The organism is Actinomyces sp. AC-20-1 (assembly GCF_023369555.1).
GTDB lineage: Bacteria > Actinomycetota > Actinomycetes > Actinomycetales > Actinomycetaceae > Actinomyces.
The window spans coordinates 76,905-101,120 of record NZ_JACJVC010000004.1 but is presented as its reverse complement, the minus strand read 5'-3'; the positions used below and the strand labels follow the sequence as shown (position 1 = coordinate 101,120).

The window sequence follows — 24,216 nt, the reverse complement described above, 5'->3', positions numbered from 1 at the left end:
CTCGCCCGGTCTGTTCCCCACCCTGTCTCCCTGTGGGGAGCGCTGTCTCGGCTGTGATGTGCTCACAGCTCACTGAAAAAGGGAGTGCTTTCACTCAATACAGTGAGCACATCACTCGATGCAGTGATCTTGTCACTAAATAAAGTGACGTCATCACTGTACTTCAGTGACGTTGTCACTGAAGTACAGTGACAGTGTGACTGATGAGGATCTTGAGAGTCTCGTCGCGCGGCTGCGACGCCAAGGCGTTGATGACGGCCTGGTTGAGGCCAAGTCCGCCGCAGGAGGTCTGAGCAAGACGGTCTGGCAGACGGTGTCGGCCTTCGCGAACACCGACGGCGGCGTCGTCATCCTCGGACTGGACGAGAGCAACGGGTTCGCCTCGGTTCCAGGTCTCGACGTGCCCGCTCTCATGGCTGGCCTGCGCGCCGGTCTCACCCGGGCCCTGGGGGAGAGTCCGAAGGTGCAACCGGTGCCCGACTACGAGCTGGCACGTGGAAGTGTCGACGGCAACGACGTCATCCTCCTCACCATCCACCCGCTCCGACCTGAACCCGGCATTGCCATGCCGTGCTACGTCTACGACCAGGGTGTCGAGCGCGGCAGCTACAGGCGGGTCGACGACGCGGACGTGCACCTCACCCCCTACGAGGTGTATCTCCTGCGTACCCAGGACCAGCTGGATGGCACGGACCGCCAGGTGGTCCCCGGCGCGAGTCTCGCCGACCTCTCCAAGGACGCCGTGGCCCGAACTCTTGACGTGCTTCGGGCGGGGCGCTCGCAGGCACTTGAGGGCATCGCGCCCGACGACGTCGCAGCCGCCCTCGAGAGGATCAACGTCCTCACCCGGGACGGTCAGGTGACCTTGGCCGGGTACCTCGCCCTTGGTGCCTATCCGCAGCAGGAGTACCCCCAGCTCACTGTTGACGTCGCCGTGCACCCCGGTGTCGACAAGTCGCAGGACCCGAGCGTCCGCTTCATCGACCGTCAGAACTGTGACGGTTCCCTGCCGCGGATGATCCAGGACTCCGTTGCCGCGGTGCTGCGCAACCTGCGCGTGCACCGAGTCATTGACGGTACCGGCGGGCGCGACGTCGCAGAGATCCCCGAGGAGGTTCTTCGCGAGGCCATCACCAATGCCGTGATGCACCGTGACTACTCGCACTGGGTGCGCGGGCAGCAGGTCGCTGTCGACGTCTACCCGGACCGGGTGGAGGTCTCCAGCCCCGGTGGGTTCTGGGGCGACAAGACCAAGGAGAACGTCGCCGACGGGCGTTCTCAGGCGCGCAACCAGGCCCTTGCCAGGCTCCTCAGCCTGGTGCCCCTGGGTGATGGCCGCTCCACCGTTGCCGAGCAGCAGGGATCTGGTGTCCCGCGGATGATCTCCGCCATGCGCCAGCAGGGGCTCCGTGCCCCCGACTACGGTCCGTCCACCGTCGACCACGTCGTCGTGCGTCTTGACCGCTTCGGGCTCCTCGACCCACAGGTCGACGCCTGGCTGTCCGAGCTTCCGGACGCCCCCGGCCGCAGCCGGCATGAGAACGTCGCGCTCGCTCTCGTGCACCGCAAGGGAAGCGTCTCCACCGGAGACCTTCGCCAGAACCTCGGTCTCGACTCCGACGACTGCCGCCGGGTCCTCGCGGGACTTGTGGACACCGGCCTCCTCACTGGTGGTGGTGATGGGCCGTACACGCTTGCGCACAGCCCCGGCCTGCCCGTGGCCAGCGAGGCCCAGCGCGAGGTCCTGCTGGTCCTGCGCGCGGATGAGCCCCGGTCCATCCATGAGGTCTCGGAGGCGACGGGTAGGAGCGTAGGCTCCTTGCGCCCCCTGCTCCGCGATCTTGTGGAGCGCGGGCTCGTGGAGGCGACGGCGCCGCCGCAGAGCCGGAGGAGGAAGTACCTCCTCGCGCACTGACCTCGCGGGCTCCTGCGCGTGCACGTGGCGAGGCCCTCGGGCCCGGGTGGTGTCTCCCGGGCCCGAGGGCCTTCGTCATGAGGTGCTCGCGCTCCCCGGTTCCCAACGGGGAGGAGCAGTCACTCCTTCGCCGGAGCGGGCGGCGAGGGCTCCCTTGGACCCTCACCGCTCTCGGTCCGGGCCGGTCACTGGGTTCCCCAACCCTCGCGACCCGTTCCGTCCGGCGGTGAGTCACATGTAACCCGCCCACCCTGAGAGACCACCCCCACCCAGCCTGGGAAGAGCCTAGGAAATCCGATCCACCCATCATCCCGCCGCGACGCCGTCGTCACGCCGCAGCGCGGACCTCGGCCGTGTCCCGCCCTGGCTCGAGAAGCCAGGTAGATGCGGCAGATCGCGGCATCAGTGGCCTCCCCGCGGGCGAGGGCCTCGACGGCGGCCAGACCGAGTCGTCACTGAAGATCGGAGTGTCCTCACTGTAGAAAGTGAGGTCGTCACTGAATCAAATGAGGCGCTCACTCTATTGAGTGAGAGCCTTCAGTGAATGCAGTGAGGGCTCAGTGCCGGCCAGCGCCTGCCTGCGCGCGTGACGAGGCCCTCGGTCCCGGGTTGTCTCTCCCGGGCCCGAGGGCCTTCGTCATGAGGGGCTCCGCGCCCTGGTTCCCAGCAGGGGGAGCGCTCCTCCTTCGCCGGAGCGGGCGGCGAGGGCTCCCTTGGACCCTCACCGCTCTCGGTCCGGGCCGGTCACTGGGTTCCCCAACCCTCGCGACCCGTTCCGTCCGGCGGTGAGTCACATGTAACCCGCCCACCCTGAAAGAGCACCCCCGACCACCCTGTGAAGACCCTAGGAACGCCGGGCCCGCCCGCCCGGCTTGTCCGGTCCGGCCCGCCCGCCGCGCCCGGCTGCCGCCCGGATGCTGACGCCCCGTCCCCCGGCTTTGACGAGCCTACTTAGGCCAGACTTAACTAGCCTTCGCCACCCCGGCTGGACGTCGCTACCACCAAGGACCCCCGTGAAGATCGCCCGCACCCTCCCGCTCGCCGCCGCGGCCCTCGCCGCCCTCCTCGCCGTCGGCGTCACCACCGTCTTCTCCGCCTGCGACCCCAAGCCCGACGGCACCTGGATGCACTGCCACCACTGCCAGAACCAGGTCACCGCCGGAGGAGCCCTCCTCGCTCTCGTCCTCGGCGCCAGCGCCTTCGTGCGCAACCGCGCCCTGCGCGCCGCCCTCCAGGCCCTCGGCGTCGTCGGCGCCGTCGTCGTCCTCCTCCTGCCCGGCATCATCTGCCCCCTGTGCATGATGGAGACGATGCGCTGCCACACCGTCTTCCAGCCCTTCACCCGCATCATGAGCGTCCTCGTCGCCGGCACCGGCGCCGCCGGCCTCGTCACCACCCTGCGCGGCGCGCGCCGCGCCCCCGCCCCGGCCGCCGCCTGACGGCCCGCCGCGACCCCAGGGCCGATGACCACCCGCGTGCGCGCCGCCGTGGCCGCGCTCGCCCTCCTGCTGCCCGGCACCCTCAGCTCCTGCGCCCCCGCCCCCACCGCCGACTACGCCTCCGCTGAGAAGGGCGACGTCGTCACCCTGGGCACCTGGGAGCAGGACGCCGACGCCGCCAACGGCACCGAGCCCCTGGAGTGGATCGTCCTGGACCGCATCGACGACCGCCTCCTGCTGCTCACCGCCGACGTCGTCGCCGCCCGCCCTTACCACCACGTCCCCTTCGAGCCCATCACCTGGGCCGACTCCGACCTGCGCGCCTGGCTCAACGCCGACTTCCTCACCCAGGCCCTCACATCCGCCGAGCAGGACCTCGTCCAGCCCACCGTCCTGGACAACCCGGACCAGTCCCTCACCGGAACCGACGGCGGCGCCCCTACCACCGACCGGGTTCTGGCCCTGAGCGAGACCGACGCCGTCATCTACCTCTCCACCGACTGGGACCGCGAGTGGAACGGCCGGGCCACCGTCACCCCCGCCGCCTCCAGCCCCGCCCTCTACACCGACGACGAGGGCCACGCCGACTGGTGGCTGCGCTCCCCCGGAGGAGACGACTACGCCGCCCAGTACGTCTCCGCCGCCGGCGAGAGCGTCACCGCCGGGATCGCCGTTGACGCCGAGCTCGGCGTGCGCCCCGCCCTGTGGCTCAGCCTCACCGGGGCCACGGACCCGTCCACCGCCTCGTCCACCGCACCGGCCACCCCGCCGAGCCGGGAGCCGCGCCCGTGACCCGCCCCCTCACCCTGCGCGCCGTCCCCGCCCGCAACGCCCTCGCCCACCGAGCCCGCACCGCGATCCTCCTCGCCCTCGCCCTCGCCCAGGCCGCCTGCCTCATGGCCGGCCTCACCCTCCTGGCCGGCACCCGCGCCGAGCTCCTCCTCGCCGAGCTCCTCCTCGCCGAGCAGCGCCTGGGCGCCGACGTCATCGTCTACCCCACCGCCGGCCGCCAGCAGGTGCCCGACAACGCGCTCACCGTCCTGGGCACCCCCGTCGACTACCAGCGCGAGCGCACCGCCCTGGCCCGCCTGTCCCAGAACGACGACATCGCCGTCGTCACCCACCAGCTCTACCTCACCGCCACCCTGAGCGACGGCCAGGACGCCTGGGTCGTCGGCTACGAGCCCGCCACGGACACCGCCCTGTCCGCCTGGCTCGAGGAGGGACCCGACGCCGACCCCGCCGCCGGCACCCTCGCCGTCGGCGCGAACGTCGCCACCAGGCTGGGCGGCGACCCCACCACCCTCACCCTCTGGGGCCGCCAGTGGCCCGTCACCGCCCACCTCGCCGCCACCGGCACCCGGCTCGACGACGCCGTCCTGGCCAGCACCGACACCCTGCGCCCCCTCCTCGATGCCGCCACCGACGCGGGCGACACCCGCTACCAGGGCCTCGACCCCGCCACCAGCTACTCCGCCGCCCTCCTCACCCTCCACGAGCGCGACGACGCCGCCTCCGTCGCCGGGTGGGTCAACGTCTACGTCCGCAAGGTGACCGCCGACTACACCGACGCCGCCCTGGTCACCACCGCCACCTCCGTCACCGCCCACCTGGGCCTCGTCGTCGGCGCCACCGCCCTCGCCTGGGGGCTGCTCGTGGCCGCCCACGCCGTCACCCAGTCCCTGCTCATGCACGAGCGCCGCCAGGAGATCCGGGTCTGGCGCACCGTCGGCGCCAGCGCCCGCACCGTGCGCCGCCTCCTGACCCACGAGACGCTGCTCGTCCACGCCGCCGGGGCCCTGGCCGGGGCGGCCTGCGCCGCCACCGCCCTGGCCCTGGCGGGCAGGACCCTGCCCGGTGGACCGCCGCAGGCCCCCGCCCTGGCCCTGGCCGCCGCGGCCGCCGTCGGCCTCACCCTGCTCACCGCCGTCGCCAGCACCCGTCTCGCCCTGCGCCGTACCCTGCGCCTCGACGGCGGCCAGGCGCTCCTGACCGTCTGACACCACCGGAGGAACACACGTGCTCACCATGAGGACCCTGCCGTGGCGCAACCTGCGCGGCTACCCCGCCCGCACCGCCGCCCTGCTCACCCTCACGACCCTCATGGCGGTCGCCGCCTTCGGAGGAGGGCTCGTCATCCAGGGCGTGCGCCAGGGCCTCGACCTCGCCCGCTCGCGCCTGGGCGCCGACGTCCTCGTCACCCCCGAGGACACCGGCACCGGCTACAACCCCCAGCAGGCCCTCCTGACGACCGAGCCCGACTACTTCTACATGGACGCCGACGTCGTCGAGCAGGTCGCCGCCACCCCGGGCGTCGAGCGCGTCTCCGCCCAGCTGTACCTCGCCTCCGCCAAGTCCTCCTGCTGCTCCGCCCGCCTCCAGCTCATCGCCTTCGACCCCGCCACCGACTTCACCATCCAGCCGTGGATCGCCCAGAGCCGCGGCGGCACCGGCGGGGCCGGTGACGGGGTGGGCGCCATGGAGGTCGTCGTCGGGGCCAACGTCACCGTCTCCGGCACCCTCACCCTCTTCGACCACGAGCTGCGGATCGCCGGCCAGCTGGCCCCCTCCGGCACCAGCCTCGACAACGCCGTCTACATGAACCGCGAGACCTTCGCCGCGGTCCTCAAGGCCTCCTTCGACAAGAACCTCAACCGCTACGGACACGTCGACGCCGACGACGTCGTCTCCGCCGTCACCGTGGGCCTCGCCGACGGCGCCGACCCCGACGTCGTGGCCGCCGCCATCGCCGCCCGGGTCCCCGGCGTCACCGTCACCACCGCCTCTGGCATGGTCGCGGGCGTCGCCGCCTCCCTCGAGAGCGCCGCGCGCACCGTCACCGTGCTCGTCGCCCTCATCTGGGGCCTCGGCCTGGCCGTCACGGTCCTCGTGCACGCCCTGGTCGTCCACGAGCGCCGCCGGGAGCTCGCCACCCTCACCGCCCTGGGCGCCGGCCGCCGGGCGGTCGGGCGCACCGTCGTCGCCGAGGCCGTCATCGTCAACCTCGCCGGGGCGCTGGCCGGCATCGTCGCCGCGGGGGTGGTCGTCACCTCCTTCGCCACGGCCATCGGCCAGGCCCTGGGCGTCGGCCTCGTCCTGCCGGGGGCGGGCGCCGTCGCCCTCACCGCCGTCGCCACCCTCGCCGGGGCCGTCCTGGCCGCGGCGCTCAGCGCGGCCGCCAGCCTGCACCGCACCCACCGCGTTGACCCCAGCCTCGTGCTCAAGGAGGGCGAGTGACATGACGACCATGACGATCCGGGCCCGGGCCCTGACCAAGGACTACCCCCGCTCCCACCGCTCCGGCGCAGTGCTCACCGCCGTGGCCCCCACGGACCTCGAGCTGGCCCCCGGGAGCCTGACCGTCGTGACGGGCCGCTCCGGCTCCGGCAAGTCCACGCTGCTCATGATGCTCGCCGGGCTGCTCACCCCCACCGCCGGCACGGTCGAGGTGGAGGGGCGCGACCTCTACGCCCTCGCGGAGGGTGAGCGCTCGCGGCTGCGCAACGGGAGCATCGGCCTCGTGCCCCAGGGGCACGCCGCCCTGCGCTCCCTCACCGTCCTGGACAACGTCCTGCTGCCCGCGGTCATCCGGGGCGACGCCCAGCCGCCCGTGGCGCGTGCGGCGTCGCTGCTCGAGGACGTCGGCCTGGCCGAGCTCGCGGGGGAGTACCCCCAGGAGCTCTCCGGCGGCGAGCTGCGGCGCCTGGCGCTCGCCCGCGCCCTGCTCCTGGGCCCCGCCGCCCTGCTCGCAGACGAGCCCACCGCCGGGCTGGACAGCGAGAACGTCGAGGTGGTCCTGGCCTTCCTGCGGCAGGCGGCCGACGAGGGGGCCGCGGTCCTCGTCGTCACCCACGAGGCCGAGGCCAGGACGGTCGCCGACCGGGTCCTCACGATGGACGGCGGCCGCCTGTCCTGATCGGGTCAACGTGACGAGGGTCGTGCCGGACCGAAGGGAAAACAACCGGGAAGACCAATAGGCTGGTGGCCCAGATCCGACCTCCCCTGCCCGACCCGAGGACTCCATGGCCACCCCGCTCACCGAAGGCACCCCCTGGCGCGTCATCGGCGCCTTCACAGTCCCCCTCGTCCTGGGCAACATCATCCAGCAGGCCTACCAGCTCGCGGACACCATCGTCGTCGGACGCTTCCTCGGCGTCCTGCCGCTGGCCTCCGTCGGCGCCACCGGCGTCCTGCTCTTCCTCGTCATCGGCTTCTCCTTCGGCATGACCAGCGGTCTGACCATCCCCCTGTCCCAGGCCTACGGCGCCCAGGACGAGGTGGCCGTGCGCCGCTCCGTGGCCGCCGGCACCCTCGTGTCCGTCGCCCTCACCGTCGTGCTCACGCTCCTCGGCACGGTGCTGCTCAGGCCGCTGCTCGTGCTGCTCCACACGCCCGCCGAGCTCATGGACGACGCCATGCGCTACGGCCTGGTGTGCTTCGCCACCTCCTTCGCCATCGTCGCCTTCAACTACCTGTCCGCGATCATCCGCGCCGTCGGGGACTCGCGCACCCCGCTCGTCTTCCTCGCCATCGCCTCTGCCCTCAACATCGTCCTCGACGTCGCCCTCATCGCCTGGCTCGGCATGGGCGTCGAGGGCGCCGCCTACGCCACCGCCATCGCCGAGGTCATCAGCGTCCTGCTGTGCCTGTGGTGGATCCGCAAGCGCTTCCCCGTCTTCCACCTGCGCCGCGAGGACTGGAGGGTCACCCGCTCCGAGCTGCGCCACCACCTGAAGATGGGCGTGCCCCTTGGCTTCAACATGTCGATCATCGCCATCGGCGTCGTCGCCGTGCAGTTCCGCCTCAACGAGCTCGGCTCCGAGGCCATCGCCGCCTTCACCACCGCCATCCGCATCGACGGGCTCGCCAACTCGACCCTGTCCTCCATCGGCCTGGCCGTGTCCACCTACGTCGCCCAGAACTTCGGGGCGCGGCGCCTGGACCGCGTGCGAGCGGGCGTCAGGCAGGGCAACGTCCTCGCCGTCGCCACCTCGCTGGTCCTCGCGCTCATTCTCGTGCCGACCGCCGCGCCGCTCTCGCGCGTCTTCGTCGGCGACGGCTCCGAGCAGGTCGTGAGCCTGTCCGCCCAGGCGGTCATCATGTTCTCCCTGACGTACTGGCTCCTCGCGGTCCTCTACGTGCTGCGCGGCGCGCTCCAGGGCCTGGGCAAGATGCGCGCCCCCTTCTACTCGGGCGTGGCCGAGCTCGTCATGCGCGTCGTCGTGGCGATCTGGCTCGGAGGGGTGCTCGGCTACCTGGGCGTGTGCGCCAGCGAGCCCCTGGCCTGGGTGGGCGCCGTCGTGCTGCTCGTCCCCGCCTACCTGCGCACCCGCCGTCGGCTGCTCGACGACGGGGCGCAGACCGCCCGCTCGGGGGGCGTCGCGGCCTGAGGGCGGGTTCCCCGGGACCTCAGCCCCAGGGAAATCCTCCAAGATCGGGCACAATGTGTTGTAGACATCCACGGCGGGTGAGTCCGTCGGATGCCCCGCACCCGGCGCCACCCGCATCCTCGGGACGACGCCGGACACAAACGCTGCCGTAGGAGAGAACGATGCTGTTCACCTTCAACTACGACGCCGGCGCCTCGGCCATCGAGGTCTGGCTCGTCTGGATCCTCGTCTTCGCCGCCCTCTTCGGCTTCAACGAGGTCACCCGCCGCTTCAAGTGGGTCGGGTTCGGCGCCTTCGTCGCCCTGCCGCTGGTCCTGTCCGTCCTGTGGTTCACCGTCCTGTCCGAGACCACCTACACGGACTGGTTCCACCTGGCCAAGGTCTACTCCGCCACCGCCGGCTGCATCGGCTTCTGGTGCATCCGCTACCTGCACGGCACCCGCAAGGACGGCACCACCTGGCGCCTGGCCGACAACCGCCTCGCCCTGTGCTTCCCGCCCTTCATCCTCGCCCTCAACATCTGCGAGGCCGTCGCCCGTGACATCCAGGTGGGCCTGCAGTACGTGGGCGGCGGCGTCGCCGACGGCATGTGGGTGGTCGGCGGCCCCTGGAACTACATGAACGCCGCCGCCGGCGTGCTCAACATCGTCACCATCACCGGCTGGATGGGCATCGTCGTGCGCCGCAAGGTCAAGGGCGACGGCTCGCGCGACATGCTCTGGCCGGACATGCTGTGGTTCTGGGTCATCGCCTACGACCTGTGGAACTTCGCCTACACCTACAACTGCCTGCCCGGCCACGCCTGGTACTGCGGCTTCGCGCTCCTGCTGGCCCCCACCCTGTGCTCCTTCACCCTGGGCAAGGGCGCCTGGCTCCAGCACCGCGCCCACACCCTCGCCCTGTGGTGCATGTTCGCCCAGACCGTGCCCGCCTTCATCGACGAGGGCGCCTTCCACGTCAGCTCGACCTACTCGACCACCTCCCTCATGGTCGTCTCCGCGGCCGCCCTGCTGTGCAACGTCCTCGTCGCCGCCTACATGGCCCTCAAGGTCGTCAAGACCCGCAAGAACCCCTACACGGGCGAGCTCTACGGCGACCTCGCCGCCCAGCGCGAGGTCAAGGCCCTGGGCGAGCAGAGCAACGTCGTCGACGCCGACGGCCGCCTCATCCGCCACGGCCTCGTCGCCTGAGACGCGGACGGCGCCGGGCCCCTCCACGGGTCCGGCGCCGTCTGACACGATGGGCCCATGAGCAACGACGCCCGCCCCGCCCCCACCACCGAGCAGTACCGCCTCGACCTCGACGAGACCCGGCGCCGCCTTGACACCGGCGAGCTCTACGTCGACTTCGGCCCCGGGCTGGAGGACCTGGAGGAGGAGCGCGTGCGCGGCAAGGAGCTCACCGAGCGCTACAACGCCACGACCATCCGCGACCCCGAGGCGCGCACCGCCGTCGCCCGCGAGCTCTTCCGCTCCTTCGGGGAGGGCTCCTGGATCGAGACCCCCATCTACTGCGCCTACGGCTCGCACACGAGCATCGGTGACGGCTGCTGGTTCAACACCGGTGCCACCTTCATCGACGACGCCGAGATCGTCATCGGCTCGGGCGTCCTTCTCGGCCCCCACGTCACCATCTCCACCGCCGGCCACCCCCTTGACCCGGACCTGCGCCTGACCGGCGCCCAGTTCTCCGCGACCGTCACCATCGGCGACCGCGCCTGGCTGGGCGCGAACGTCACCGTCCTGCCGGGGGTGAGCATCGGCGAGGGCGCCGTCGTCGCGGCGGGGGCCGTCGTCACGAGGAACGTGCCGCCGATGACGGTCGTGGGCGGGGTACCCGCGCGCGTCCTGCGCAGGATCGCCCCCGGCGAGGAGACCGCCTTCCGGCCGCCGCAGGACATGTCCTGACAGGGTCGACGGCGGGGCCGCCCGGGCGGTGAGGCGCCGGCTCCGGTGGGGCCGGGAGGGCAACGGGCGAGCCCGGCGCCGGGCCGCGGAGGCGGCCGCCGTCGACGCCGAGCTCGGCATCGACGCCTCCGTCACCCGCCTGCTCGACGACGAGACCCGTGCCGCCACGGGCGCGGCGGCCGGGGACCTCGAGGAGAGTGTCCCGGCCCGCTGAGCCCCGGGTGGTGCCGGCGCTGCCCGGAGGGTGGCGGCCGCCAGCGTGGTTCGGGCCCCTTGGTCTGACCTTCTGGTCGGAAGTGGATACGCTTGTGCCGTGAGCCCGTCAGAGCGCCCGGACCAGCGAGTCGCCGTCGTCATCCCGGCCAAGAACGAGTCGGCGCGCATCGCCGCCACCGTCCGGGCCTGCCGGGCCATCCCCCGCGTTGACCTCGTCGTCGTCGTCGACGACGGCTCCACCGACGACACCCAGGGCCACGCCCGCGCCGCCGGCGCCGTCACCGTGCGCCACTCGGTCTCCCGGGGCAAGGCCTCCGCCCTGGAGACCGGCGCCAGCATCGTCGCCATGCGCGACTACTCCGACGGCCCCTCCCGGCTCCTGCTCTTCATCGACGCCGACCTCGGGGACTCCGCCGCCGCCTGCGCCGAGCTCGTTCCCCCGGTGCTCGACGGCGTCGCCGACATGGCCATCGCCGTGCCCCCCAAGCAGGCCGGGGCCGGGGGGCGGGGCCGGGTCGTGCGGGCCGCCCGGGGCGCCATCGCCAGCGCCACCGGCTGGGCCCCCGTCGCCCCGCTGTCCGGCCAGCGCTGCCTCACCCGCGAGGCCTATGAGGCGGCGGCACCGCTGGCCACCGGCTGGGGGGTCGAGGTCGCGCTGAGCATCGACGTGCTCACCGCCGGCCTCACCGTCATCGAGGTCCCCTGCGACATCACCCACCGCGTCTCCGGCAACGACCGGGCGGGAAGGGTCCACCGCGCCACGCAGTACCGCGACGTCCTGCGCGCCATCGCCGCCCGCCGCCTGCGCGGACGCCGCGTGCGCGGCCTCGACGAGGACGCCGTCCGGGCCCAGTCGCCCTTCCGCGCCTACCGGGCCGTGTGCGAGGACTGAGCGCCCGGGCGGCTCAGCGCGCGCGGGCCCGGAGCCGGGCGCACCCCAGCGCCAGCAGGAGCGGGGCCGAGCAGGCCGCGGACAGCACCGCCATCGACGCCCCCGAGTCGTTGACGAGCACCTCGACGACGACGAGCACCAGCAGCGCGCGCAGCACCGGTCCGAACCAGCCGAGCACGAGCCCCTGCGCGCCCCCGGCCCGGTCCTGCGCCGGGTGCGCCGGCGCCACGAGCGGCGCGTAGCCGGAGGCCCCCGCCCGCCAGGCCCGGCGCTCACGCGCCAGCCACCACCAGGCCACCGCGATGAGCAGCACCCCGATGACGAGCGCCACCAGGGCCGGCGTCGAGGACGTGAAGGGCGCCACCAGGGCCCACGCCTTGCGGCGGATCGTCGTCGCCGCCGTCCCGTCCTGGAGCTGGCCCACGAAACGGCCCATGTGCGTGCCCGAGCCCGTCACGTGGTCCACGAAGCCGAAGACGCCCACCACCGCGACCGCGACGACGCCCACGCCGAGCCACTGCTTCCAGGTGATGCGGCTGCCCGCCAGCCCGGCCGCCAGGGCCGCGAGGGCGGCCACCAGCGTGAGGGTCCCGCCGACGTCGGCCCCCAGGGACGGCAGCCCGACCACGAGCAACGCCGCCACCCCGGGCACCCCCACGCCCACGAGGGCCGCCGTGCGGCGCAGCGCCGGTGAGGGCTGCGCCTCGACAAGGGACCCGGCCACCGCCCCGACCGCGACGACCAGCGCCGCCGCCGCCAGGGCGAAGGCGGTGTTCGACAGCCCGTAGAAGCGCCCCGCGACCACGGCGTTCATCCCCAGCACGCCGTTGAAGCCCAGGGGGGCGCCGGTGGCGGCGTCGGTGAGCAGGACGACAGCGGTGACGAGCGCGAGCAGGACGGTGGTCAGCAGTGGCGCGGTGAGCGGCTGTGGGGAGCCGGGCAGGCCGAGGCGCCCCGGGCGTCGCCCCCCGGAGGGGCCGGTGGCCCGCGTGCGCAGCGCGTGGTCGCGCAGCGCGGTCACGGCGGCGCAGGCGCCGTGCAGGAGCCCCAGGAAGGACAGGGCCGTGGCGGCGGTCGCGGCCAGCGCCGCGGGCACCACCTGCCAGCCGGGCTCGTAGGCGGCGCTCGCGCCCGCACGCCACCACGGGATGATCGCGCCCATCCAGGTGCCGAGCGGCAGGGCGGCCACGCAGGTCGCGGCGATGCCCACGGCGTGCAGGCGCCGCCGCCCCGCCGGGCCGCGCAGGACCACCGCGGCCACGACGACGCAGGCCAGGGCCGCGAGCACGAGGGCCCCACCGACCGGCAGTGTCGTCAGCTGCGAGGCCTCGGCGTGCAGGGCGTCGTGGGCCAGGGTCATGACGCCCAGGGGCGCGTAGCGCGGCTCGAGTGGCTCGAGCGCCACGGCGGGGGAGGAGCCGGGCAGGGTGAGGGCCCGCCCGGTCATGCTCGCGGGCACCTCGCCTCCCAGGGCCGTCAGCACGGTGGCGGACAGGTCCGCCAGCTGGACGAGGCCCTGCTGGCGGGTGGAGGGCGAGGCGAGGAGCACCTCCTCGTCCGCCCGGATGACGGCGCCGGCGGGAACAGCCCCCGTGCCCTCCCAGCCGGTCGTGCCCCGAGGCAGGACCAGCGCCTGCAGGCCCGGGTCGGCCGGGTCCGCGATCGAGGCGACGACGACGCGCGCCCCCTCCAGCCCGGCCGCCACCCGCAGCGACTCGAGCAGCACGCGGCGGTCCGCGGCGTCGACGACGGTGAGGTCCGCCGGGGTGTCGGAGACGGCCTGCGAGAGCGAGGGGGCCGAGGCGGGGGCACCGCCGTCGGAGGTCGTGAGCATGAGTGAGGCGCCGCGGCCGACGGCGAGCGTGCTCAGACCCGCCTGGGCGAGGGCGTCCGCGAGGGCGCCGGGCCGGGCGCCGTAGCCGGCCTGGCGCGAGGCGGCGACGGCGTCCTGCCAGCCGGCGGGCCAGGCGCAGTCCTGCCCGGGCCCGGGGGAGGAGGGCAGTGCCCGCGTGCGGGCCCCCGCGGACAGCGACAGCCAGGCGTCCGCCGGGCAGGTGGTGGCGGAGGCGGTGCGCTGGACGAGGTTCGCGGGCGTGGACTCCCGGGTCAGGCTCAGGAGGGTCTCGGTGAGGCCCTGCGGGTCCGGGAGGGAGGCGCCGTCGAGCGGGGCGGCGTGCTCGGCGACGAGGTCGCCCCAGGACAGCCCGGTCGTGGCGATGAGGACGACGGGGGCCGGCTTCCCGGTCTCGGCGGTGACGGTCCCGGTGGCGGGGTCGCCGGGGGAGCCGGCAGCCCCGCTCGGCGCGGCCAGCGCGCCGCTGACCACGGACAGGACCATGCCGAGCACCATGAGCAGGACGAGCGCAGAGGTGCCCAGTCGCACCAGGCGCCGGCGGCGAGAGGCCTGCTCACTCATGCGACCAGCCTACGGGCGCCATCGCCGTCGGCCTCCTCCTGACGGGGGAGATGGAGACCTCTCACCAGGCAGGCACACCCGGCACGGCGCCCGCCCGGCCGATAGCCTCGGCCCATGACGGCCCCCACCACCCCGCAGCGCTGGTCCTTCCTCGGCCCGACCGGCACCTTCACCGAGATGGCCCTGCGCCAGGTCGCCCCGATCGACGTCGAGCTCGACCCCTGCCAGGACGTGCCCACCGCCCTCGACCGGGTGCGCGAGCGTTTGTCGGAGGCCGCCGTCGTGCCCATCGAGAACTCCATCGAGGGCGGGGTCAACGCCACCCTCGACAACCTCGTCTCCGGCGCCCCGCTCACCATCGCCGCGGAGGTGGCCGTGCCCATCACCTTCGTCCTGGCCGGGCGCGAGGGCACCCGCCTGGAGGACGTGCGCGCCATCTCCACCCATGCCCACGCCTGGGCGCAGTGCCGCGGCTGGGTCCACCGCAACCTGCCCGACGCCGTCTACGTCGCCGGGACCTCCACCTCCGCGCCCGCCAAGGCCCTGGCGGGCAGTGAGGAGCCTGCCTCGCTCGGGTACGAGGCGGTCCTGTGCAACCCGCTGGCCGCCGAGCAGTACGGGCTCGCGGTCATCGCCGGGGGCGTGGCGGACAACGCCGGCGCCGTCACCCGCTTTGTCAAGGTCACCCGCCCCGGGCGCGTCGGGGAGCCCACGGGGGCGGACAAGACGACTTTGCAGGTCCAGCTCCCGCACGACCGCTCCGGCGCCCTGCTGGGCATGCTCGAGCAGTTCAGCGCCCGCGGCGTCAACCTCTCGCGCATCGAGTCGCGCCCCGTGGGCGACTCCCTGGGCCGCTACCGCTTCTCCATCGACATCGAGGGGCACGTGCGTGAGGAGCGCGTGCAGGCGGCCCTCATCGGCCTGCACCGCACCTGCCCGCAGGTGCGCTTTCTCGGCTCCTACCCGCGCCTGGACGCCCGTCCCGTTGTCGTGCCCGCGGGCACGAGCGACAAGGACTTCGTCGTCGCCCGCGCCTGGGTCCGCGACGTCCTTGACGGGCGGAGCCTGTAGGAGGTCCCGTCCGGGCGGGGCCGGGCTCAGCCCCGGTCGCCGTCGGGCAGGCTCACGAGCACCGCCCCCGGCTGCAGCCGCACCCGCAGGCTGCGCGTGGGCGCCAGGAGGTCGCCGTCGACCTGGACGAGCGCGGGCGCCGCCGTGCGCACGACGACGTCGCGTCCTCGCCGCAGCACCACGCGGCCGAGCGCCCGCCCGGGCGGGGTGTAGGTGGCTGCGTAGGGTGGCAGCACCTGGCGTGCGAGGGACGTCCAGCCGGCGAGGCCCCCGACCGTGTCGATGGCGGCGACGTCGAGCACGCCGTCGTCCATGGCGGCCTCGCGCAGCAGGACGATGCCCGCGGGCAGGCGCCCGCCGTTGGCCACGAGCAGCGTGCGGGCGCTCAGGCGCTCGAGGTGGCGGCGCGGGCTCACGGCCTCGGCCCGGCCCGGCGGGCAGGCCTCCTCGCCGACGGACACGACGAGGTCCATGCGCGGCGAGGACAGGTTCTCGACGGCGGCCAGCGCGTAGGCGCCCCACTTGAGGCGGGCCTTGAGGTCGGGGCGGGTGGAGGCCACGAGGTCGGCGTCGAAGCCGATCCCGGCGACGACGAGGCAGGCGTGCTCGGTGCCCAGCGTGGGCCTGGCCCAGCCGCCGGGGGGCTGCTCGAACAGGTCGGTGAGGTCGGCGTCGGAGGGGTCCGTGCTCACCCAGGACAGGTCGACGGGGCGGGGGCGGCCGTGCAGGGCGGTGGCGGTGAGCGCGTCGAGGCTGCCCACGCGCAGGCCGAGGTTGCGGGCGGCGAGGTTCGCCGTGCCCAGCGCGATGATCCCCAGGACCGTGTCCGTGCCCGCCAGGCCCGCCGCCACCGAGCGCAGGGTCCCGTCGCCGCCGACGGCGAGGACGAGGCGGGCGCCCGAGGCGACGCACAACCGGGCCTGGGTCGCGCCGGTCTCCGCGCGGCTCGTCTCGAGCCACAGGGGGCCGCGGTAGCCGGCGGCCCGGAGGGCGGTGGCCAGGTGGGAGCGCAGCGCGGGGGTGACGTCCGGCTTGGAGGGGTTGAGCACGACGCAGGCGAGCGGCGCCTCGTCACGCGTGCCCAGGGTCATGCCCGGGAGCCTAGCGGGCAGCGGGGTCCCGGGTGCCCGCTCCGCGGTGCCCGGCCGGGGGAGGTGTCAGGCGGTCAGGGGGATGACGGGCAGGCCGGCCTCGACGGCGAGGTCGGTGATGACCCGGGCGAGGCGCTGGAAGTCCGCGGTGCGCGAGGAGGAGGCCCGGTGGACCAGCCCCATCCGGCGCATGGGGGGCGCGGAGCCGAAGCGTGCGACGGCGTAGCCCTGACGGCCGGTGACGATGTTGAGGGCGCCCTCGGGCAGGACGGTGACGCCGATGCCGTGGGAGACCATCGACACGACCGTGGACAGGGTGGTGGCGACGGCGACGGGCGGGTTGGTGCCGTAGCGCTGGCACAGGGACAGGGTCTGGTCGCGCAGGCAGTTGCTCTCGTCGAGCAGGAGGAGCTCCTGGTCGTCGAGCTCGGAGGGGTTGACGTCCTCGCGCCCGGCCCAGGGGTGGGAGGCGGGGACGAGGGCGACGAGGGGCTCGTCGTACATGTCGATGGAGGCCACGCGCTGCAGGTCCACGTCCGTGGAGATGACGGCGGCGTCGAGGTGGCCCTGGCCCAGCTGGTCGAGGATGTCGTTGGTGACGAGCTCGCGCAGCTCCGGGCTGAGCCGGGGCAGCTCGCGGCCCAGGCCGTCGACGATGACGGGGATGAGGTAGGGGGCGAGCGTGGGGATGAGGCCCAGGCGGAGCGTGCCGGTGAGGGCCTGGCCCTGGTTGACGACGGCCTCGTTGAAGGACTCGGCGGACAGGACGGCCTCGCGCGCGTAGGGCAGGAGGGTCTCGCCCAGGGGTGTGACGAGCACGCGGCGGGTGGTGCGCTCGACGAGCTCGCCGCCGACGCGCTTCTCCAGGGCGGTGATGGCCTGGGAGAGGCTGGGCTGGCTCACACCGAGCGTGCTGGCGGCCTCGCCGAAGTGCTGGTGGTCGCACAGGGCGACGAAGGCGCGCAGCTGGGAGAAGGAGGGCAGGGAGGAGGCGGGCATGTCTGCGATCCTGTCGGTGCGGTGCGGTGCGGTGCGGTGCGGCTGGTGCGCGGGGCGTGCTCGGTGGTCGTGCCGGAGGCGGTGAGGCGGCGGTACGGACGACCGATCACAGTTATCGGGATGGAAGTGACTATAGATGCACCTGACTCGGTAGGCAATGTGAAAGAGCCGGGGGTTGGTCGCCCGGAGGGCCCCGAGCCGGGCCGCAGACGGGCCCCGACGACGCCCGCACCGCCCTGGCTACACTCGGCCCCATGATCGATCTGCGTGACCTCCGCGAGAACCCCGAGCGCTACCGCGAGAGCCAGCGAGCCCGCGGTGCCGACGTCGACCTCGTCGACCGCATCATCGAGGCGGACGAGGCGCGCCGCTCCCGGCTCGGCGCCTTCGAGGCCCTGCGCGCCGAGCAGAAGAACGTCTCCCGCTCCGTTGGCAAGGCCGCCCCCGAGGAGCGCGCAGCCGTCCTCGCCCAGGCCAAGGAGCTCGCCGAGCAGGTCAAGCAGGCCGAGACCGCCGCCGGCCGGGCCGCCGGCCGCCTCGACGAGCTCGCCCACCAGCTCCAGAACCTCATCGAGGGTGCACCCGTCGGAGGCGAGGAGGACTACGTCGTCCTGCGCCACGAGGGGCCCAGCCCTCGCGACTTCGCCGCCGAGGGCCTCGAGCCCGCCGACCACCTCGCCCTGGGCGAGGGCCTCGACATCATCGACACCCGGCGCGGTGCCAAGGTCAGCGGCTCCCGCTTCTACTACCTCAAGGGCGCCGGCATGCGCCTCGAGCTCGCCCTCATGACCGCTGCCCTCGACACCTCCGCCGGGTACGGCTTCGTCCCGATGGTCACCCCCACGCTCGTCACCCCTCAGGTCATGGGCGGCACCGGCTTCCTCGGCCAGCACTCCGACGAGATCTACTACCTGCCGGCGGACGACCTCTACCTCACCGGCACCAGCGAGGTCGCCCTCGCCGGCTACCACACGGACGAGATCCTCGACCTGGCCGACGGCCCGCGCCGCTACCTCGGCTGGTCCACCTGCTACCGCCGCGAGGCCGGCGCCGCCGGCAAGGACACCCGCGGCATCATCCGCGTCCACCAGTTCAACAAGGCCGAGATGTTCGCCTACGTGCGTCCCGAGGACGCCGTCGCCGAGCACGAGCGCCTGCTCGCCCTCGAGGAGGAGATGCTGCGCCTGGTCGGCCTGCCCTACCGGGTCATCGACACCGCGGCCGGGGACCTCGGCTCCTCCGCCGCCCGCAAGTTCGACTGCGAGGCCTGGCTGCCCACCCAGAACCGCTGGATGGAGGTCACCTCCACCTCCAACTGCACCACCTACCAGGCGCGCCGCCTCGCCATCCGCGAGAAGCGCGACGGGCGGACCTCGCCGGTCGCCACCCTCAACGGCACGCTCGCCACCACCCGCTGGATCGTCGCCATCCTCGAGAACAACCAGCAGGCCGACGGCAGCGTCGTCGTCCCCGAGGGGCTGCGCCCCTACATGGGCGGCCTCGAGGTCATCGAGCCCCGCGCCTGACCCGCAGCCGACGTGAGCCACACGCACCCCGCGGACGCCCCGCCCGTCGGCGTCCCGTCCAGCGGACCCCGCCAGGACGCGCCCGAGATCCCCGGCCCCGACGCCCCCCGGGGCCTCGGGGGCTCCACCGAGTTCCTCGGCGGCGCTCGCGGCGCCCTCACGCCCCTGTCCGACGGCGAGTACACCGCCCTCGTGCGCGAGCGCGCCGCCGACCTCGACCGCCTCGACCCGGGTGGCCGGAACCTCGTGGCCGGCCCCTCCCTCGTCGTCGCCCTCGACGTCGACGGCACGATCCTCGACATGGACGGACGGGTCTCAGCCCGGGTGCGCGCGAGCATCGACGCCCTGCGGCGGCGCGGCGCCCACGTCGTCATCGCCACCGGTCGCGGCGTCCAGGCCGCGGTCCCCGTCGCCCGCCACGTGGGCCTCACCGAGGGCTGGATGGTGTGCGCCAACGGCGCCCTCACCCTGCGCATGGACCCCGGTGAGGCCGCGGGCCACAGCGTCGTCGAGCAGATCACCTTCGACCCGGCCGCCGCCATCGACACCCTGCGCGAGGCCGTCCCCGAGGGCATCCTCGCCGTCGAGGACCTCGACTCGGGCTTCCGCACCACCCGCCTCTTCCCCGAGGGCGAGCTCATCGAGCGCCAGACGGTCGTCAGCCTCGACGACCTGCGCTCACGGCCCGTCTCCCGCGTCATCCTGCGCGCCCCGGGCATGCCCGTCAGCCGCTTCAGCGAGCTCGTCGCCGGCGCCGGGCTGCACTCGGTGGAGTACGCCATCGGCTGGACCGCCTGGCTCGACGTCGCCCCCAACGGCATCACCAAGGCCTCCGCCCTCGACGCGCTGGCCACCCGCCTGGGGACCGACGCCAGCTGCGCCATCGCCGTCGGAGACGGCACCAACGACCTCGAGATGCTGCAGTGGGCCCGGGTCGGCGCCGTCATGGGCTCCGCGCCCGCCGAGGTCCGGCAGGTGGGGGACCTCGTGACCGAGCCCGTGTGGCGCGACGGCTGCGCGGCCCTGCTCGACGCCATCCTGCTGCGCTCCGGCCCCGCGCCCGTCCCGTCCCCGTCGCAGGAGGCACTGGCATGAGCCCCGACCTGCGCCGCGCCGCGGCCGCCGCCTGCTCCCTCGCCCTGGCCGGGGCGGCGCTGGCCGGCTGCGCCACCGGAGCCACCGACGAGGCCGGCCCCGGCGCCACCGATGCCGCCACCACCTGCGCCGCCCTCACCACGGTCTACGGCACCTTCCCGCAGGGCACCACCGTCACCATCGCCACCCCCTTCACGGGTGAGGAGGCGGCCGCCTTCGACGCCTCCCTCGCCGCCTTCTCCGAGTGCACCGGGATCAGCGTCGTGCAGGAGGGCTCCGACACGCTCGAGGAGAGCCTGCGCGCCCATCTGCCCGCCCCGGCGTCGCCACCCACCGGCACGGCGGGCGCACCGCCCACGGCCGAGTCCGAGGCCGCCGGCCCTGAGACCACCGGGCCCGGGACCAGCGCAGGTGGCGCAGCCCAGGTCGCGGACCCCGTGACCGCGGACCTCGCCGTCGTCCCCCAGCCCGGCCTCATCACCGAGCTCGTCAGGGCCGGGCTCGTCACCGAGGCGCCCGAGGTCGTCGCCGCCAACACCGAGCTCGGCTGGGAGGACGTGTGGGCCCGGGCCGGCACCGTCGACGGCACCCTCTACGCCGCCCCCCTCATGGCCAGCGTCAAGTCCTTCGTCTGGTACTCGCCCGCCGCCTTCGCCCGGGCCGGGTACGAGGTCCCCGAGACCTGGGAGGACCTGCTCGCCCTCACCCGGCAGGTCGTCGAGGACCACCCCGACGGCGACGTCGCCCCCTGGTGCGTGGGCGCCGCCGACGGCGCCACCACCGGCTGGCCTCTGTCCGACTGGCTCGAGGACGCCCTGCTCGCCACCGAGGGCACCACCGCCTACGACGCCTGGGCGGGGCACGAGGTCCCGCTCGACGACCGCCGGGCCGTGCAGGCCCTCAACGCCCTCGGCCAGCTGCTCCTGGCCGAGGGCCACGTCGCCGGAGGAGGGCAGGGCGCCGTCACCACCACGGTCGAGCAGGCCGGGGAGCAGCTCGTCTCCGGCTCCTGCCTCATGCTCCACGCCTCCAGCTCCTTCGAGACCCTGCTGCCCGCGGGCACCGTCGTGACAGACGGCAGGGACACCCGGGCCGACGGCGTGTCCACCTTCCTGCTGCCGTCGGTCGACGACGGCGAGAGGGCCGTCCTCGTCGGCGGGGACTACCTCGTGGCCCTCGCGCACGGCTCCGACGCCGCGACCGCCGGTGCCCCGAGCGACGCCAGGACCGCCGTCATGAGCTACCTCACGAGCGCCCAGTGGGCCGCCGAGCGGGTCGCGATGGGCGGGGTCGCCTCCGCCAACCGGGGGGCGCGCGGCGTCGAGGCCTCCTCCCCGGTTGCCGAAGCCGCCTCCGACATCCTCCAGTCGCGCCAGTCCGTCATCCGCTTCGACGCCTCCGACATGATGCCCTCCCAGGTGGGCACCCGTGCCCTGTGGGACGCCCTCACGGGATGGGCCGTGGGTGAGCGCACCGCCGCCGACGCCCTCGGCCGGGCCGACGACGCCTGGCCCGAGGAGCGCTGATCGGCCCCGCCGTCGGACCGGCTGACGGGTGGACCGCCGGGGCGGCGGATGGGGCAGCGGCTGAGGGAGCGCCGTCGGACCCCCTGGTACGGGCCGCAGCCCCGCCGTATTGACGCCGCAGGAACCGGCACGAGGGGGCGCGGCGCTGCGATAGCGTTCCGCCCAGAGGCCGGACGCCGTCGTCGGCCCGCGCATCAAAGGAGATCGTCATGGGTCTGGGATGGTTCGGCGCGCCCGAGCACAACCGCTGGCTGGCCGAGGAGACGCACGCCCTGCTGCGCTACGCGCGCGCCGCCGCCGTGCCCGCCGGCTTCGGGTGGATCGGCGAGGACGGCACGGTGGACACCACGCACCCCGTCGAGCTGTGGATCACCGGCCGCATGACCTACGCCTTCTCCCTCGGCGCCCTCATGGGCGTCCCCGGCTGCCGGCGCTACGCCGACCACGGCGTGCGCGCCCTGAACAGGGCCCTGCGCGACCACGTCAACGGCGGGTGGCACTCCGCTGTCGAGCACGAGCTCGACGCCGACGGCCATGGCGTGCCCGCCGACCCGGCCGGCCGCAAGGAGTGCTACCAGCACGCCTTCGTCGTCCTCGCCGCCGCCACCGCCACCGCCGCGAACCGGCCGGGCGCGCAGGAGCTCCTGCGCGAGGCCCTCGCCGCCCAGGAGCGCCGCTGGTGGGACGACACCTACGGGATGCCGGTGGAGTCCTACGCCGCCGACTTCACCGACCCTGAGGACTACCGCGGCATCAACGCCGCCATGCACACCGTCGAGGCCTACCTCGCCGTCACCGACGTCACCGGCGACATCACGTGGCTCACCCGCGCCGTCCAGATCCTCGACCACGCCGTCAACGTCCAGGCCCGCGCCCACGACTGGCGCCTGCCCGAGCACTACGACACCTCCTGGCGCCCCCGCCTCGACTACCACAAGGACCAGCCGGCGCACCCCTTCCGCCCCTACGGCGTCACCCCCGGCCACGGCCTGGAGTGGGCGCGCCTGACCGTCCAGGCCCGCTCCGCCCTGGTCCACCGCTCCCTGCCCACACCGGACTGGATGCTCGACGCCGCCGAGGAGCTCTTCGACCGGGCCCGCTCAGACGCCTGGCGCGTCGACGGCGGCCCCGGCTTCGTCTACACGACCGGTTTCGACGGCGTGCCGGTGGTCCACGAGCGCATGCACTGGGTGGTCTGCGAGGGCATCAGCGCCGCCGCCGCCATCCGCCGCGCCCTGCTCGACGACGGCCGCGGCGAGATCGAGGTCGAGCACTACGAGCACTGCTACCGCTCCTGGATCGACTACGCCGAGCAGTACCTCATCGAGGCGCCGGGCGTGTGGACCCACGAGCTCGACCAGGACAACCGCCCCTCCACGCGCACCTGGGAGGGGCACCCGGACATCTACCACGCCCTGCAGGCCACGCTCATGCCCCGCGTGCCCGTGTGGCCGTGCCTCGGGCAGGCGCTCGCCGAGGGGCGCCTGGACGACCCGGCCTCGCCGGTGCCCGCGCGTGCGCAGCCGCGCCGGCGCGGCATCATCAGCTGGGGCTGAGCCGGGGCCGGCGGGCCGGCGCCGGATGGTAGTCTCACCCTGCCCGCGAGGGCACTGGAGCGGTGACAGAGTGGCCGAATGTGGCGGTCTTGAAAACCGCTGTGCGCCTGGCGCACCGGGGGTTCGAATCCCTCCCGCTCCGCTGGCGAGAGGGCGTCCGGTCGGAGGCCCTCCTCCTGTCGTCTGTGGTGGGCCGTGGATGACGGGGTGGCGGACCACGGCGGCTGCGGGACAGTGGCCGGGATCGCAGGCGTCCCAGGTTTGCCCGCCGGGGCCCCGGGCCGGTAGGCTGCCCACGCTCGCTCATGCGGGCTGCTCACCCGAGCACGGAGATGTCGCATAGTGGCCTAGTGCGCTTTCCTGCTAAGAAAGTTGGGGATAAAACCCCTCGGGGGTTCGAATCCCCCCATCTCCGCCACCCGGCCCCGGGACGCTGCAAGGCTCCCGGGGTTCTGTGTGCTGGCGTCCATGGTCCATGGCGCCTGTCGTGAGAAGGCCCTGCCGTGCGCCTCATCGGCGCTCCAACGTCATCGGCAGCCTGGCACTCTCGCACGTCTACGGAAGCGACGAACCACGCCTGTGGGTGCCGGACCAGGTGGTCGGAGCCTACGGTGACTCTCTGGCTGGCGACGCCCGTGCCTGGGAGCACCTGGCCCACAGGGTGCGGGTCGAGCACGTGAGCCTGGCATAGAGAGCACCGCAGGCAGCGCGAACGCCGGGCCCTATGTCGACACAGGAACTCCGGCGTTTACTTCCGCACCGCACCGTAATGCGGGGGCAGGACCTAGTGTGCCCCGCCAGACCCCGAAGGGTCAAGAGTGGTGAGAGGGTCGGTCCGTGCCACCGCCCCTACGGGATCCTGATGGGGACGGTACCTGGTGTGTCTCAGCGGCGCAGGTCGGTGCGCGCCCCACGTCCGGGACGGCTCGCGTTCCACTCCTCGATGCTCTCGCGTGTCCAGCCGCGAGACTCACGCTCGAGGCCGACGATGACCGCTGGTTCAGGCAGTCGGCCCTGCACCATGTAGCTGCGTACCGTTGAGCCGGTCACCCCGAGTAGCCGGGCCACGTCCGCTACGGACAGGTATCGCACGGGCTCAGTCATGACACCCCTCTTCTCGTGACGGTTCTGTCAGGGGCAGTATCCCGTACAGGCGAGGGTGTGAGGGGGCAAGAGA

Annotated in this window: 20 protein-coding genes and 2 tRNA genes; 18 read left to right on the top strand and 4 right to left on the bottom strand. The window is 73.7% G+C overall.

The window, feature by feature from the left end; genetic code table 11:
* Positions 1-196: 196 nt before the first annotated feature.
* The 11 genes from H6X67_RS03905 (at position 197) to H6X67_RS03850 (ending at position 11,759) form a co-directional block, all read left to right on the top strand.
* Entirely contained in the window at positions 197-1,915 is a 1,719-nt protein-coding gene (locus H6X67_RS03905; RefSeq protein ID WP_249368135.1) for an ATP-binding protein, read from the top strand.
* A 1,013-nt stretch (positions 1,916-2,928) separates the two neighbouring features.
* On the top strand, positions 2,929-3,354 hold the full coding sequence (locus H6X67_RS03900; protein WP_249369984.1) for a DUF4418 family protein: 426 nt from the start codon (positions 2,929-2,931) through the stop codon (positions 3,352-3,354).
* 24 nt (positions 3,355-3,378) lie between these two features.
* Entirely contained in the window at positions 3,379-4,146 is a 768-nt protein-coding gene (locus H6X67_RS03890) for a DUF6273 domain-containing protein (RefSeq protein ID WP_249376283.1), read from the top strand.
* On the top strand, positions 4,143-5,354 hold the full coding sequence (locus H6X67_RS11805; RefSeq protein ID WP_283251308.1) for an FtsX-like permease family protein: 1,212 nt from the start codon (positions 4,143-4,145) through the stop codon (positions 5,352-5,354). Before H6X67_RS03890 ends, H6X67_RS11805 begins: the two co-directional genes overlap by 4 nt.
* A gap of 28 nt (positions 5,355-5,382) precedes the next feature.
* A complete protein-coding gene (locus H6X67_RS03880; protein ID WP_249368529.1) occupies positions 5,383-6,591 on the top strand; it encodes an ABC transporter permease in 1,209 nt (402 codons plus the stop codon).
* Positions 6,592-6,601: 10 nt separating this feature from the next.
* The gene (locus tag H6X67_RS03875) at positions 6,602-7,270 is read left to right on the top strand and encodes an ABC transporter ATP-binding protein (protein ID WP_249368530.1); all 669 of its coding nucleotides are present in this window, start codon (positions 6,602-6,604) and stop codon (positions 7,268-7,270) included.
* Between the two features lie 106 nt (positions 7,271-7,376).
* Positions 7,377-8,744 carry an MATE family efflux transporter gene (locus tag H6X67_RS03870; protein WP_249368514.1) on the top strand — a complete coding sequence of 456 codons (1,368 nt, stop codon included), beginning with the start codon at positions 7,377-7,379 and terminating at the stop codon, positions 8,742-8,744.
* Between the two features lie 161 nt (positions 8,745-8,905).
* A complete protein-coding gene (locus tag H6X67_RS03865; RefSeq protein ID WP_249368515.1) occupies positions 8,906-9,934 on the top strand; it encodes a DUF5692 family protein in 1,029 nt (342 codons plus the stop codon).
* 57 nt (positions 9,935-9,991) lie between these two features.
* Positions 9,992-10,651, top strand: a complete 660-nt coding sequence (locus tag H6X67_RS03860; protein ID WP_249368516.1) for a sugar O-acetyltransferase — start codon at positions 9,992-9,994, stop codon at positions 10,649-10,651.
* A 28-nt stretch (positions 10,652-10,679) separates the two neighbouring features.
* Positions 10,680-10,865: a hypothetical protein gene (locus H6X67_RS03855; RefSeq protein WP_249368517.1), complete on the top strand. Its 186-nt coding sequence runs from the start codon at positions 10,680-10,682 to the stop codon at positions 10,863-10,865.
* Between the two features lie 99 nt (positions 10,866-10,964).
* A complete protein-coding gene (locus tag H6X67_RS03850) occupies positions 10,965-11,759 on the top strand; it encodes a glycosyltransferase (protein WP_249368518.1) in 795 nt (264 codons plus the stop codon).
* 13 nt (positions 11,760-11,772) lie between these two features.
* Here H6X67_RS03850 and H6X67_RS03845 read toward each other — a convergent pair whose 3' ends face one another.
* Positions 11,773-14,175, bottom strand: a complete 2,403-nt coding sequence (locus H6X67_RS03845; protein WP_249368519.1) for a hypothetical protein — start codon at positions 14,173-14,175, stop codon at positions 11,773-11,775.
* 114 nt (positions 14,176-14,289) lie between these two features.
* Between H6X67_RS03845 and pheA the strand changes: the two genes are divergently transcribed.
* The gene (pheA, locus tag H6X67_RS03840) at positions 14,290-15,246 is read left to right on the top strand and encodes a prephenate dehydratase (RefSeq protein ID WP_249368520.1); all 957 of its coding nucleotides are present in this window, start codon (positions 14,290-14,292) and stop codon (positions 15,244-15,246) included.
* A 26-nt stretch (positions 15,247-15,272) separates the two neighbouring features.
* Here pheA and H6X67_RS03835 read toward each other — a convergent pair whose 3' ends face one another.
* The gene (locus H6X67_RS03835; RefSeq protein WP_249368521.1) at positions 15,273-16,337 is read right to left on the bottom strand and encodes a diacylglycerol/lipid kinase family protein; all 1,065 of its coding nucleotides are present in this window, start codon (positions 16,335-16,337) and stop codon (positions 15,273-15,275) included.
* A gap of 66 nt (positions 16,338-16,403) precedes the next feature.
* Positions 16,404-17,336, bottom strand: coding sequence for a LysR substrate-binding domain-containing protein (locus tag H6X67_RS03830; protein ID WP_249368522.1), 933 nt, complete (start codon positions 17,334-17,336; stop codon positions 16,404-16,406).
* A 254-nt stretch (positions 17,337-17,590) separates the two neighbouring features.
* Here H6X67_RS03830 and serS point away from each other — a divergent pair, with 254 nt between their 5' ends.
* The 6 genes from serS to H6X67_RS03800 all read left to right on the top strand — a co-directional run bounded on the left by serS (position 17,591) and on the right by H6X67_RS03800 (position 23,457).
* Positions 17,591-18,862, top strand: coding sequence for a serine--tRNA ligase (serS, locus tag H6X67_RS03825; protein WP_249368523.1), 1,272 nt, complete (start codon positions 17,591-17,593; stop codon positions 18,860-18,862).
* 12 nt (positions 18,863-18,874) lie between these two features.
* Complete coding sequence (locus tag H6X67_RS03820; protein WP_249368524.1) at positions 18,875-19,957, top strand: HAD family hydrolase; 1,083 nt, start codon at positions 18,875-18,877, stop codon at positions 19,955-19,957.
* On the top strand, positions 19,954-21,483 hold the full coding sequence (locus tag H6X67_RS03815) for an ABC transporter substrate-binding protein (RefSeq protein ID WP_249368525.1): 1,530 nt from the start codon (positions 19,954-19,956) through the stop codon (positions 21,481-21,483). The genes H6X67_RS03820 and H6X67_RS03815 overlap by 4 nt, the downstream gene beginning before the upstream one ends.
* Positions 21,484-21,692: 209 nt before the next feature.
* Positions 21,693-23,039, top strand: coding sequence for an AGE family epimerase/isomerase (locus H6X67_RS03810; RefSeq protein ID WP_249368526.1), 1,347 nt, complete (start codon positions 21,693-21,695; stop codon positions 23,037-23,039).
* A gap of 56 nt (positions 23,040-23,095) precedes the next feature.
* Positions 23,096-23,181, top strand: a tRNA-Ser gene (locus H6X67_RS03805).
* 186 nt (positions 23,182-23,367) lie between these two features.
* Positions 23,368-23,457, top strand: a tRNA-Ser gene (locus tag H6X67_RS03800).
* A gap of 467 nt (positions 23,458-23,924) precedes the next feature.
* Here H6X67_RS03800 and H6X67_RS03795 read toward each other — a convergent pair.
* Complete coding sequence (locus H6X67_RS03795; protein ID WP_249377044.1) at positions 23,925-24,143, bottom strand: helix-turn-helix transcriptional regulator; 219 nt, start codon at positions 24,141-24,143, stop codon at positions 23,925-23,927.
* Between the last annotated feature and the right edge of the window lie 73 nt (positions 24,144-24,216).

Coding starts and splice junctions, on each gene's coding strand:
- H6X67_RS03865 (WP_249368515.1), top strand. CDS start 8,906: ATGCTGTTCACCTTCAACTACGACGCCGGCGCCTCGGCCATCGAGGTC.
- H6X67_RS03830 (WP_249368522.1), bottom strand. CDS start 17,336: ATGCCCGCCTCCTCCCTGCCCTCCTTCTCCCAGCTGCGCGCCTTCGTC.
- H6X67_RS03795 (WP_249377044.1), bottom strand. CDS start 24,143: ATGACTGAGCCCGTGCGATACCTGTCCGTAGCGGACGTGGCCCGGCTA.
- H6X67_RS03845 (WP_249368519.1), bottom strand. CDS start 14,175: ATGAGTGAGCAGGCCTCTCGCCGCCGGCGCCTGGTGCGACTGGGCACC.
- H6X67_RS03880 (WP_249368529.1), top strand. CDS start 5,383: ATGAGGACCCTGCCGTGGCGCAACCTGCGCGGCTACCCCGCCCGCACC.
- H6X67_RS03810 (WP_249368526.1), top strand. CDS start 21,693: ATGGGTCTGGGATGGTTCGGCGCGCCCGAGCACAACCGCTGGCTGGCC.
- pheA (WP_249368520.1), top strand. CDS start 14,290: ATGACGGCCCCCACCACCCCGCAGCGCTGGTCCTTCCTCGGCCCGACC.
- serS (WP_249368523.1), top strand. CDS start 17,591: ATGATCGATCTGCGTGACCTCCGCGAGAACCCCGAGCGCTACCGCGAG.
- H6X67_RS03815 (WP_249368525.1), top strand. CDS start 19,954: ATGAGCCCCGACCTGCGCCGCGCCGCGGCCGCCGCCTGCTCCCTCGCC.
- H6X67_RS03870 (WP_249368514.1), top strand. CDS start 7,377: ATGGCCACCCCGCTCACCGAAGGCACCCCCTGGCGCGTCATCGGCGCC.
- H6X67_RS03875 (WP_249368530.1), top strand. CDS start 6,602: ATGACGATCCGGGCCCGGGCCCTGACCAAGGACTACCCCCGCTCCCAC.
- H6X67_RS03890 (WP_249376283.1), top strand. CDS start 3,379: ATGACCACCCGCGTGCGCGCCGCCGTGGCCGCGCTCGCCCTCCTGCTG.
- H6X67_RS03835 (WP_249368521.1), bottom strand. CDS start 16,337: ATGACCCTGGGCACGCGTGACGAGGCGCCGCTCGCCTGCGTCGTGCTC.
- H6X67_RS03860 (WP_249368516.1), top strand. CDS start 9,992: ATGAGCAACGACGCCCGCCCCGCCCCCACCACCGAGCAGTACCGCCTC.